At 36.6% G+C, this 11,724-nt stretch carries 12 protein-coding genes; 1 reads left to right on the forward strand and 11 read right to left on the reverse strand.

What is annotated here, in order from left to right; translation table 11 throughout:
* Window positions 1-59 precede the first annotated feature (59 nt).
* Window positions 60-692, forward strand: coding sequence for a spore protease YyaC (gene yyaC / locus MKY08_RS22210; RefSeq protein ID WP_081328061.1), 633 nt, complete (start codon window positions 60-62; stop codon window positions 690-692).
* Here the strand turns inward: yyaC and MKY08_RS22215 are convergent.
* The 11 genes from MKY08_RS22215 to rpmH all read right to left on the reverse strand — a co-directional run bounded on the left by MKY08_RS22215 (window position 609) and on the right by rpmH (window position 11,170).
* Window positions 609-1,325, reverse strand: coding sequence for a DUF554 domain-containing protein (locus tag MKY08_RS22215; RefSeq protein ID WP_069514045.1), 717 nt, complete (start codon window positions 1,323-1,325; stop codon window positions 609-611). The genes yyaC and MKY08_RS22215 overlap by 84 nt on opposite strands.
* 74 nt (window positions 1,326-1,399) lie before the next feature.
* Window positions 1,400-2,251 (reverse strand): ParB/RepB/Spo0J family partition protein, encoded by an 852-nt coding sequence (locus tag MKY08_RS22220; protein WP_069514042.1) that lies wholly within the window; start codon window positions 2,249-2,251, stop codon window positions 1,400-1,402.
* Window positions 2,244-3,005, reverse strand: coding sequence for an AAA family ATPase (locus MKY08_RS22225; RefSeq protein ID WP_069514039.1), 762 nt, complete (start codon window positions 3,003-3,005; stop codon window positions 2,244-2,246). Before MKY08_RS22225 ends, MKY08_RS22220 begins: the two co-directional genes overlap by 8 nt.
* Window positions 3,006-3,237: 232 nt before the next feature.
* Window positions 3,238-4,137, reverse strand: coding sequence for a nucleoid occlusion protein (gene noc, locus MKY08_RS22230; RefSeq protein ID WP_069514036.1), 900 nt, complete (start codon window positions 4,135-4,137; stop codon window positions 3,238-3,240).
* 180 nt (window positions 4,138-4,317) lie between these two features.
* On the reverse strand, window positions 4,318-5,034 hold the full coding sequence (gene rsmG, locus MKY08_RS22235) for a 16S rRNA (guanine(527)-N(7))-methyltransferase RsmG (protein ID WP_069514033.1): 717 nt from the start codon (window positions 5,032-5,034) through the stop codon (window positions 4,318-4,320).
* 135 nt (window positions 5,035-5,169) lie between these two features.
* Window positions 5,170-7,065: a tRNA uridine-5-carboxymethylaminomethyl(34) synthesis enzyme MnmG gene (mnmG, locus tag MKY08_RS22240; protein ID WP_069514030.1), complete on the reverse strand. Its 1,896-nt coding sequence runs from the start codon at window positions 7,063-7,065 to the stop codon at window positions 5,170-5,172.
* 27 nt (window positions 7,066-7,092) lie between these two features.
* Window positions 7,093-8,478, reverse strand: coding sequence for a tRNA uridine-5-carboxymethylaminomethyl(34) synthesis GTPase MnmE (gene mnmE / locus MKY08_RS22245; RefSeq protein WP_069514027.1), 1,386 nt, complete (start codon window positions 8,476-8,478; stop codon window positions 7,093-7,095).
* A gap of 301 nt (window positions 8,479-8,779) precedes the next feature.
* Entirely contained in the window at window positions 8,780-9,589 is an 810-nt protein-coding gene (jag, locus tag MKY08_RS22250) for an RNA-binding cell elongation regulator Jag/EloR (protein WP_069514025.1), read from the reverse strand.
* Entirely contained in the window at window positions 9,586-10,356 is a 771-nt protein-coding gene (yidC, locus tag MKY08_RS22255; RefSeq protein ID WP_024364630.1) for a membrane protein insertase YidC, read from the reverse strand. Before yidC ends, jag begins: the two co-directional genes overlap by 4 nt.
* A gap of 240 nt (window positions 10,357-10,596) precedes the next feature.
* Window positions 10,597-10,941, reverse strand: a complete 345-nt coding sequence (gene rnpA / locus MKY08_RS22260) for a ribonuclease P protein component (RefSeq protein ID WP_069514022.1) — start codon at window positions 10,939-10,941, stop codon at window positions 10,597-10,599.
* Window positions 10,942-11,035: 94 nt separating this feature from the next.
* A complete protein-coding gene (gene rpmH / locus MKY08_RS22265) occupies window positions 11,036-11,170 on the reverse strand; it encodes a 50S ribosomal protein L34 (RefSeq protein ID WP_004233310.1) in 135 nt (44 codons plus the stop codon).
* Window positions 11,171-11,724 lie beyond the last annotated feature (554 nt).

Genomic DNA, 11,724 nt, shown 5'->3' on the forward strand with positions numbered 1-11,724 from the left:
GCGTATACTGCATAAAAATTGAGCACTTCTTCCAAATAAAAATGAAAGTGAGTTTTTTTATGAATACTATTCCAAATTTAGTACTGCCCTATTCGCTTCATCACGAAAGTAAAAATGCTGTTTGGCAATTGAGTACATTATTTTTAGAGTATATTCCTTTTCATCATGAACGTCTTATTTTTTGTTGTATCGGAAGTGATCGTTGTACTGGGGATACATTAGGACCATTAACAGGTAGTTTTTTGAAAAAGTCTGTTAGTTTCCCTTATGAAGTTGTAGGAACTTTAGAAAATCCATTGCATGCCCTCAACTTAGATTCAACCATACAGCAGTTACACCATCATACTACGAAACCTTTTATTATTGCGATTGATGCATGTCTAGGTAGTGAACAAAACGTTGGACATATTGCAGTGCAGAACGGACCAATATTGCCTGGGAAAGCGGTAAAAAAAGAATTGCCCCCAATTGGTGACATTTCCGTTAAAGGGATTGTCAATATTGGAGGCTTTATGGAAATGCTCGTGTTACAAAATACGCGACTGCATATCTCTTATGCAATGGCTGAAAAGCTTTCAAGAGCTTTACTGCTTGCTGCACATCGCTACTCATTGAAAAGGATAGATGATGGCAACCATGATGCCGGCAACGACAATACCCGGCAACAAGTTAGCAGCCTTGATCTTTGTTAGGCCTGCTATATTTAACCCTATCGCTAAAATCATAACACCACCTACTGATGTCATTTCTGTAATGAACATCTGTAGGGCGTCATCTGGGATATATGCACTGATGACGCCTGCAAAAATGGCAATTACCGCTTGGTATACAAATACTGGAACTGCTGATAATAATACGCCAATCCCTAAAGTAGAAGCTAAAATAATGGATGTAAAACCATCAATAATACCTTTTGTTATTAAGACATTATGATCCTGTCGTAGCCCGCTATCAAGTGCACCTATGATTGCCATTGAGCCAACAACAAATATTAATGATGCAGTTACAAAGCCTTCTGCAATATTAATTTGATTGTCATTCGTACGTCTTTTACTAAAAAGTGATTCAATCCACTGACCAAGTCGATTCATTTGCTTATCTAAATCTAGCCATTCTCCAATCACAGTTCCTACTACTAAACTGACCACTAAAATAATAAAATTATTACTCTCGAAGCCCATTTTGATCCCTAAAAGCGCGACAGATAAGCCAATAATCGATAATACAGAAGCTTTCATCGACTCAGGAATATTTTTAAAAATGCGCCCCACCAATGCACCGACTATAATCAACAGTGCATTAATTAATGCTCCTAAAATTACCACAAAAAGGCCTACCTTCTCTCTAGAAAAATAGAGAGCGCCTAGTATATTGGCGCTCTAATTACATTAGTGGACTATTAATCATCTTCTTGGATGTTTAATATTTCCAAAATACGTTCCAAATCATCTTCAGAGTAAAATTCAATTTCAATTTTACCTTTGTTATTTGCCTTTTTAATTTGGACGTTTGTTCCAAAATAATCACGTAATTGTGATTCTTTCGCTACAACAAAAATATCCTTCTTCTTCGGTTGCGATGTTTCACGTGAAACTTCTTCATTTAAACTTTGCACCAAAATTTCTACCTGACGCACATTCAAGCCTTGTTTAATAATCTTGCGTGCAACTTCTGGGATTCTTCTTTTATTTTTTAACCCAAGTAAGGCACGTCCTTGTCCCATTGATAATATACCTTCATTCATCAATGCTCGAACTTCCTCTGGCAAAGCTAATAAACGAACGTGATTCGCAATATGCGGCCTACTCTTACCTAAGCGTTTGGATAACTCCTCTTGTGTTAGATGTAAGTTTTCCATTAAACTTTGATATGCTTCTGCCTCTTCAATAACTGTTAAATCTTCACGTTGTAAATTTTCTAAAATAGCAAGCTCCATCATTTGTGAGTCCGTTAGCTCTTTCACAATCGCTGGCAATAATTCTAAGCCTGCTAACTGTGCCGCTCTATAACGACGTTCTCCTGCTACAATTTCATATTTCTGTCCTTTTTTCCGTACAGCAATTGGTTGTAAAATACCGTGTTCCTGAATTGAATCAGCTAATTCTTGTAATGTTTCTTCATCGAATATTTTACGAGGCTGAAATGGATTTGCGACTATTAGCTTTAGTTGTAGTTCTTCTACTTTTTCACTTTGTTCTAGCGATTCTCCTGGAAATAGAGCACCAATACCTTTTCCTAAACCTTTAGCCATTTTTTATCACTTCCCTCGCCATCTCTAAATAAACTTCAGCACCTCTTGATTTTGCATCATAAATAATAATAGGCTGTCCATGACTTGGAGCCTCACTTAATCGTACATTACGAGGAATAATCGTTTTATATACTTTATCTTGAAAATATTTTTTCACTTCATCAATTACTTGTAAACCTAAATTAGTTCTTGCATCAAGCATTGTTAATAATACGCCATCAATATATAACTGCTGATTCAAATGCTTTTGCACTAAACGCACAGTCGATAATAATTGACTTAACCCTTCTAATGCATAATATTCACATTGCACAGGAATTATCAGTGCATCAGACGCCGTTAACGCATTAATTGTTAGTAGCCCTAATGAGGGTGGGCAATCAATAATAATATAGTCATAGTCTTCTTTAATGTCTTGAAGTGCATGCTTTAAGCGTACTTCACGAGAAATCGTTGAAACTAATTCAATCTCTGCTCCCGCTAAAGAAATGGTCGCAGGGACGATTGATAGATTTTCAACATTTGTTTGTTGAACGACATTTTCAACGTTTTCGTCATCGATTAGTACATCATAAATACAACTTTGTATTTCTCCTTTATTAATGCCCAGTCCACTTGTTGTATTGCCCTGTGGATCTGTATCAATCAATAGCACTTTTTTTCCTAAATATGCTAGACAAGCGCTTAAATTGACCGATGTCGTTGTTTTACCTACGCCACCCTTTTGATTGGCGATTGCTATAATTCTACCCATTTAAAAGCACCTGCTTTCATCTATCAAAGTTTGCTTTGACAAATCCATTTGTAAAATCATTGTTCAATACCGTTATCTTACTTATCATTCTATCAAAAAAACTCAACAGAGTTGTATAAAATATTAAGAATATATACAAAAAAGGAGGCATCTTAGATTTATTTCTAAGATCCTCCCTTGTATTCCACATATAAAACTGCACAAATTACTTTTTTAATATAATTAAAATAAATTAAGATTTCTTCTTTTTAGGTATTTTTACTGTAATTTGATAGTATTCTTCTGTGTCTTCTTCTTCTGTCTTAACCGTTATACCACTTTTCGTCACCATTGATAGTGATTGTTTAATCGTATTTAAGGCTATACGGACATCTTTACTTATTGCTTTTCTTTTCGGCTTCACTTTTTTAGGAATCGCTTCTTCTTGATCCGCCGCTTCTGGATGTAATAATGCATGGATATGCTCTTCTAATTGGCGAACATTCCAATCATGCTCAATTGCTTGATGCAAAATCTCTAATTGTAATGTTTGATCTTTAATAGCAATTAGTGCACGGGCATGTCTTTCAGAAATTTGACGCTTTAATATAGCTTGCTGCACTTCTTCAGGAAGCTTTAATAGACGTAATTTATTGGCTACCGTGGATTGTCCTTTTCCTAGTCGTTGGGCAAGAGCTTCTTGTGTAAGCTCATGAAGCTCTAATAATTTTTGGTAGGCCACTGCCTCTTCAATTGCCGTTAACTCTTCACGTTGAAGGTTTTCAATTAATGCAATTGATGCTGTTTCCTTATCTGTTAAATTCCGTACAATTGCAGGAACTTCTGTCCATTGCAGCTTTTTCATTGCGCGGTAACGACGCTCACCGGCGATGATTTCATATTGATTGTTTGCTGTGCTACGTACAACAATTGGTTGAATCACACCATGGGTATGAATGGTTCTAGATAATTCTTCAATTTTTTCGTCATCAAAAATAGTACGTGGCTGAAAACGGTTTGGTACAATTTGATCGATTGGAAGCTTAATGACCTCTTCTGTTGCACGAACCGCCTCTGCTTGTTCTACTTCATTTTCCACAATAGGCTCTGCTTTATTTCCGCCTCCAAAAAAACGTGAAAAAGGACTTTTCATCCAAGTGGCACCACCTTTAAGTAACTATCTTGCTCTGTCTCATTCTATTATTATTTATTATATTTCCTAAAATGTATATAGTTCATAGATGTCATTTGCGTGAACCATCCATAACTAGTATGTATGCTCAAACTAGAGAAAATATTTTTCCAGTTTGAGAAGTTTCACATGAAACACTAATTATTGAATAGGTGTTTTATTTGGTACACCAGGCTTACGCGGATATTTTTTTGGCGTTCCTTTTATTTTATCAAAAACATATAAAGTACGTTCACTTTCTTCAACAGGTAAAGTAAAAGAATACTCTTCTTTTAATGTAACACCTAAAGTGACTAATGCTTTTTTGGCATCTTTTAATTCTTCTGGACCTGCCGCTGCCTTTAACGCAACAAAGTAACCACCCTGTTTTGCTAGTGGTACACATAATTCCGATAGTACAGATAAGCGAGCTACTGCACGGGCTGTTACAACATCAAATTGTTCACGATATTTGATATTTTGACCAAATTCCTCTGCACGAGCATGGACAAAATGCATATGATCTAACTGTAATTCTTCACTTAAATGATTTAAAAATGTAATGCGTTTATTTAAAGAATCTACAATTGTTACTTGTAAATGAGGGAAGCAGATTTTAATTGGAATACTAGGGAAACCAGCTCCAGCTCCTACATCACAAACGGTTGTTACCTGTGTAAAATCAAAATAAAATGAGGCACTAATAGAATCATAGAAATGTTTTAAATAGACACCTTCAAAATCTGTGATTGCTGTTAGGTTCATCTTTTCATTCCACTCGACAAGCAGTTCAAAATACTTTTTGAACTGTGCTAGTTGCTTGTCAGAAAGTTCTATCCCCTTGTCCTTCAATGCCTCAATAAATTGTTGTTCGTTCATGTAAGGTCTCCTTTAAAAAATGGCTCAATATTTGTTTGGACGCAAATAACAAAACGTTGAAGGATAACATAGCCTTAAAAATAGGAAGCGGGCACAATGGTATGCCCGCCTCTTATTCACTTTGTTGTTGCGCTATTATTCACCACTTACACGTGCGATTTTCCCTTGTTCAATGTAAACAAGTAGAATCGAAATATCTGCAGGATTTACCCCTGAAATTCGAGACGCCTGTGCAATGGAAAGCGGAATTACTTGTTTTAATTTTTGTCGTGCTTCTGTTGCAAGACCTGAAATGGCATCATAATCAATGTTCTCTGGAATTTTTTTATTTTCCATTTTATGAAGCTTTTCAACTTGTTGCAATGCTTTTTCAATATAACCTTCATATTTTAGCTGAATTTCAATTTGTTCTTTCACTTCATCGGAAAATTCAATTTCAGCTGGTATTAACGAAGACACTAAATCATAGTGCATTTCCGTGCGTTTTAATAAATCGGCGCCACGTATACCATCTTTCAGTTCACTACCACCTACAGAGCGAATGGTAGCTTGTGTTGTTTCGTTTGGTTTAATGATTACTTCACGAAGGCGTGCAATTTCATTTTCAATTAACGCTTTTTTCTCCATGAATTTTTCATAACGTTGCTGTGATATCATGCCCATTTTGTAAGCACGTTCAACTAAACGTAAATCTGCATTGTCATGACGAAGTAGTAAACGATATTCAGCACGAGATGTAAGGAGACGATATGGCTCATTTGTACCTTTTGTTACTAAATCGTCAATTAATACACCGATGTAAGCTTCTGAACGACTTAAAATCAGTTCTTCTTTACCAAGGACATTGGCAGCAGCGTTCATACCCGCCATCAAACCTTGAGCAGCTGCTTCTTCATAACCAGATGTTCCATTAATTTGACCGGCTGTATATAAACCTTTAATGCGTTTTGTTTCCAATGTTGGCCATAATTGCGTTGGAACGATTGCATCGTATTCGATTGCGTAACCTGCACGCATCATTTCCGCTTGTTCTAATCCTGGAATTGATTTTAACAAACGATGTTGCACATGCTCAGGTAAGCTTGTTGATAAACCTTGGACGTACACTTCTCTTGTATTGCGACCTTCTGGTTCTAAGAAAATTTGGTGGCGTGGCTTGTCATTAAATCGTACGACTTTATCTTCGATTGAAGGACAATAGCGCGGACCTGTTCCTTTAATCATCCCTGAGTACATTGGTGAAAGATGTAAATTTGCCTCAATAATTTCATGTGTTTGAGGGCTTGTATATGTTAGCCAACATGGTAGTTGGTCCATGATAAATTCAGTTGTTTCAAAGCTAAATGCACGTGGTACATCATCGCCTGGTTGTATTTCCGTTTTTGAATAATCAATTGTACGGCTATTGACACGAGGTGGTGTACCTGTTTTGAAGCGTACAAGGTCAAAACCTAATTCTTTTAAATTGTCTGCTAAGCGAATAGATGGCTGTTGATTATTAGGACCGCTTGAATATTTCATGTCTCCAATAATAATTTCACCACGAAGGAATGTACCAGTTGTTACAACTACTGCCTTGGCACGATAAATTGCGCCAATTTGTGTAATAACACCTTTTACTTCGCCATCTTCTATAATAAGCTCTTCTACCATTGCTTGGTGAATTGTTAAATTTTCATTTTCTTCTAACACACGTTTCATTTCGTGTTGGTAGAGTATTTTGTCCGCTTGGGCGCGTAATGCACGTACAGCTGGACCTTTCCCTGTATTTAACATACGCATTTGAATATGCGTTTTATCTATAACTTTCCCCATTAACCCACCTAGTGCGTCAATTTCACGAACGACAATCCCTTTTGCAGGACCACCGATGGATGGGTTACATGGCATAAATGCAATCATATCTAAGTTGATTGTTAGCATGAGCGTGTTGGCACCCATTTTAGCAGCAGCATAGGCAGCTTCTGAACCTGCATGTCCTGCCCCTATAACAATCACATCAAACGTGCCTGCCTCATATTGTGTTGGCATGCTCGTATCTTCCCTTCTCTAGTAGAATTATTTCCCTAAACAGAACTGTGAAAATAGTTGATTGATAAGGCTTTCTTGCACCGTATCTCCAATAATTTCACCAAGTATTTCCCAAGTTCTTGTTACATCTATTTGCACCATATCAACAGGTACACCAGCCTGTGCTGCAGCTAGTGCGTCCTCTACCGTCGCTTGCGCTTGGTGGAGTAATGCGATATGACGTGCATTCGATACATATGTTAAATCGCCCGCTTCAATTTGACCCCCGAAGAATAATGCAGCTATTGCTTCCTCTAATTCTGCTATTCCCTCTTCTTGTAAAAGAGAAGTGGTCACAATACGATGACTACCTGCTAATTCTTTTACACGGGCTAAATCAATTTTTTGCGGTAAATCGGTTTTATTGACAATAACGATATAATCCATCGCCTCAATTGTTTCGAATAGACGTTCATCCTCAATCGTTAATTCATCCGCATAGTTTAGTACGAATAAAATTAAGTCTGCTCCACGTAACGCCTCACGAGAACGTTCAACGCCAATTCGCTCCACAATATCTTCTGTTTCACGAATGCCGGCTGTATCGACTAAACGAAGTGGTACCCCACGTACATTTACGTACTCTTCTATAATATCACGAGTTGTACCTGCAATATCTGTCACAATTGCTTTATTTTCTTGGACTAAACTATTTAAAAGTGAAGATTTCCCTACATTTGGTCGCCCTAAAATAACAGTCGATAAGCCTTCACGTAAAATTTTGCCCTGAGAGGATGTTTGTAAAAGTTTAATGATTTCATTGCGTACCCATGTACATTTTTCAAGTAATACAGGCACTGTCATTTCTTCTACATCATCATACTCTGGATAATCTATATTAACCTCTACTTGCGCTAAAGTCTCTAGCAATGCTTGGCGCAAATCACCGATAAGGCGAGATAATTTCCCATCCATTTGACCAAGTGCAACATTCATCGCACGATCTGTCTTCGCTCGAATTAAATCCATCACCGCTTCTGCCTGTGATAAATCAATACGCCCATTTAAAAACGCACGTTTTGTAAATTCACCTGGCTCTGCCAATCTCGCCCCATTTGTTAATGCTAATTTTAATACGCGATTAACTGAAACGAGTCCTCCATGGCAGTTGATCTCTATTACATCCTCACGCGTGAACGTTTTTGGTCCTCGCATTAACGATAGCATTACTTCTTCTACTACCTCATTTGTTTTAGGATCTACTAAGTGTCCATAATGAATTGTATGTGAAGCCTGCTTCTTTAAACTTTTTCCACCAGGCGCTTTAAAAATCTTATCTGCAATAGCTACTGCTTCATCACCACTTAAGCGAACTATGGCAATAGCTCCTTCACCCATCGGTGTGGATATCGCAGCAATTGTATCGAACTCCATTGTATTACCTCCTTAACGTTATCCACATGTGGATAAATAAAACCGATCAACACTTTCTAACATCTTAGACTAACATATTTTCGAAAAAATCTAAAGTAAGGATCATTTCCAATTGTGGATAAATAAATTACTTAACCCTCATCATTTTCGCTTTAAAAGTTGCACTATCCGACATTTTCCGACTTGTCGTACTGTCACATTATCTTCCTGTTTCAGACAGTAAAAAAACGGTCACTTTATCATAACGATAAAATGACCGGTTTTTTTAGCATATGTCTGTATGCCTTTACGTAAAGAAAGTCTAAGCGTTCTTTACTGGTTCAATAACTAAATAGCGGTTTGGTTCTGTGCCTTCTGAATATGTTTCGATATCCAGACGATTCGCTAATTGATTATGAATAATTTTTCTTTCGTATGATTGCATCGGTTCAAATGCCACACGTTGATTTAACCGAAGTGCCTTATCAGCCATACGATCCGCCAGTTGCTCTAAAGCTTGTTGTCGACGTTCACGATAGTTTTCTACGTCTAATTTCACCATTAAGAACTGTTTAGCGGTTTTATTTAAAACGAGTTGTGTTAATTGTTGTAAAGAATTTAACGTTTGACCGCGTTTCCCTATAAGTAGTGCAGCCTTCTCACTTTTCAATTGAAACAGCACATATTTACCTTCACGGGCCGTTTCAATATCAAGATCTTGAATTCCCAATTGCTCCGCTATACTAACTATATAAGCTTTTGCTTCTTCAATTGGATTTACAGTGTTATCTTCTTCCTCTTTAATGGCTTGTTGAACAGCTTCGATGTCCATTGGTTGTTCCGAAACTTGTGAACTTAATTTTGCAACGTCATCCACTACTTTTTGTTCGTTCAATTGTTCTTTAGCCGTTTCGTCTTGCTCAGCTACTTTTACTATTTCTGTAGTTGGACGAACTTGTATTTCTTTTACAGTCACACGTACTTCTGCAGAACGTGCTCCAAAACCTAAAAATCCTTTTTTACCTTCTTGTAAAACTTCAACATCTACTTGTTCACGGGTTTTGCCAAGTTTCTGTAACGCCAATGAGATCGCTTCTTGTGTTGTTGCGCCTATTTGCGTAAGTTGTTTCACTTTTTAGCCCCTCCATTTTGAGCAGGTTGTGTTTTGTTGTTTTGCCAAGGTTTATAAATATACAGGTTTTGAAGAATCGAGATAATATTCCCGATTACCCAATAAAGTGATAATGCAGCTGGTAGTGCCATACCAAAACCGATAATCATGAATGGCATAATGTAAATCATAATTTTCATCTGAGGGTTGTCCATTGCTGGGCCCGTACGTAATACGAAAAATTGCATAATACCAGCAATTATTGCTAACGCTGGCGCAGGGTCTGCTAATGGGAAGATAAAGAAATTTCCTAAATCAAAAGCAGCTGTAGCGTTCATTCGACTAATTGCGTGATAAAAACCAATTAAAATTGGCATTTGAATGATTACTGGTAAACATCCAGCAACTGGGTTTACACCGGACTCACTCATCAGCTTCATCATTTCTTGCTGATACTGTTTCTGTGTTTGTGCATCCTTAGAAGCATACTTCTTCTGCAATTCCTTCAATTTTGGCTGAATTTCTTGCATTTTTTTCGAGCTCTTTGTCTGTTTAATCATCAATGGCAGTATTGCTAAACGAATAATAATTGTTACTGCAATAATCCCCCATGCATACGTACCAAGTAAATCAGCAAAATATTTTATCGCTGATACTAACGGCCAAACAATGAATTCATTCCAGAAGCCTTGGCTATCTTTGGATATTGGATCATTAAATTCTGTACACCCAGATAGTAGTAATGCTACTGATACTAGCGACAAAATTACCCAAAGTTGTTTTTTCAACCGTCTTCCCCCTACAAATACTATTCACTTTTCTAAAAATCTATATGCATTGTCTCTATTCAATTTTATTTTTTCAACTGAATAAAGTTATCAGTTATTTTATCATGCAAAATAGCTTTCACTCTACTAAATATGCCAATAAATATGTGCGCATGCAGTAAAGGTACTAACTACATTTACATAAGTTATTGTGGACCCTTTTAAAAGTGTACTTTATCGCCACTTTGGTTGCTGTATGTATTACGATTTCTTCAATACTCTAGCAATTCGTAGTACATGCTGCAAACTTTGTTTCACTTCATGAAAATCCATAGTGGCCGCCGGATGTCTGGCGATAATAACATAGTCCATATTCGCCTTTAATTCATCTTTTATCTCATGAATACTTTGTCGAATATAACGTTTAATTTGGTTGCGTGTTACCGCATTCCCAAGCTTCTTACTAACAGATAACCCTACACGAAATTCTGTTTGTCCCTCTTTCGGCAAAAAATAAACGACAAACTGACGATTCGCGAAAGATTTACCTTTTTTAAACACCTTTTGAAAATCCTCATTCTTTTTCACTCGTTGGCGTTTTTTCATTACTTTCACCTGCTACTGAATTATTCTTTTGATCCTTAACGGCTTCAAAAAATAAAGAAAAAAAAGACCACTGATGTGGCTCAGTGGACTTATTTTATGCTGATAAAACTTTTCTTCCTTTACGACGACGAGCAGCAAGAACTTTGCGACCGTTTTTCGTGCTCATACGTGCGCGGAAACCGTGAACTTTGCTGTGCTTACGTTTCTTTGGTTGGTAAGTACGTTTCATTGTATATAGACACCTCCTGAATGAAAGTTGAATTTTTCAACATACAGACCTGCATATTATATAAAGTAATTAGCTATTTTGTCAATGTATTTTATAAATTTCTTTCAATTCGCCAATTCTATGTTTATCTTTCCTTTCTTTTAAATTATCCACAGAATACTTGTTTTTTTTACACAGACTTGTGTATAGTATTTTTTGCATTATTTTTTATCCACAACGGTTATCTACAGCTTTTTCACATAAGCAGTGCTTGTGGACAACTTGAAAGTGAGTAAATCAAAGTTATGTGGATAAGTTTCATAAACTATTGAAATAGCTTTGTTTTTCTGATACGATTACTGTGCTTCACTTTGTTGAAAACTAAAACGAACTAATCTTTTATCCACAACTGTTGATATGCTGTGGATAATTTTTATCACAGCCTTTGGTTAAGTATTATCCACAACTTGTGATTTTGTGGATTAGTCGTAAAATGAACGTATTTACTTATCACATAAATGCACTATATTTTTTTATTGCTGTATATGTATTGAACTGTAAAGGAGAATAGCAGC

This window comes from Lysinibacillus sp. FSL M8-0337, from assembly GCF_038593855.1.
GTDB classification, from domain to species: Bacteria; Bacillota; Bacilli; order Bacillales_A; family Planococcaceae; genus Lysinibacillus; species Lysinibacillus sphaericus_D.

Excerpts from the sequence above, each read along its gene's own strand:
- mnmE (WP_069514027.1), bottom strand. The coding sequence starts at position 8,478 with ATGGAGTTCGATACAATTGCTGCGATATCCACACCGATGGGTGAAGGA.
- MKY08_RS22225 (WP_069514039.1), bottom strand. The coding sequence starts at position 3,005 with ATGGGTAGAATTATAGCAATCGCCAATCAAAAGGGTGGCGTAGGTAAA.
- rsmG (WP_069514033.1), bottom strand. The coding sequence starts at position 5,034 with ATGAACGAACAACAATTTATTGAGGCATTGAAGGACAAGGGGATAGAA.
- rnpA (WP_069514022.1), bottom strand. The coding sequence starts at position 10,941 with ATGAAAAAACGCCAACGAGTGAAAAAGAATGAGGATTTTCAAAAGGTG.
- yyaC (WP_081328061.1), top strand. The coding sequence starts at position 60 with ATGAATACTATTCCAAATTTAGTACTGCCCTATTCGCTTCATCACGAA.
- mnmG (WP_069514030.1), bottom strand. The coding sequence starts at position 7,065 with ATGCCAACACAATATGAGGCAGGCACGTTTGATGTGATTGTTATAGGG.
- MKY08_RS22220 (WP_069514042.1), bottom strand. The coding sequence starts at position 2,251 with ATGGCTAAAGGTTTAGGAAAAGGTATTGGTGCTCTATTTCCAGGAGAA.
- noc (WP_069514036.1), bottom strand. The coding sequence starts at position 4,137 with ATGAAAAGTCCTTTTTCACGTTTTTTTGGAGGCGGAAATAAAGCAGAG.
- rpmH (WP_004233310.1), bottom strand. The coding sequence starts at position 11,170 with ATGAAACGTACTTACCAACCAAAGAAACGTAAGCACAGCAAAGTTCAC.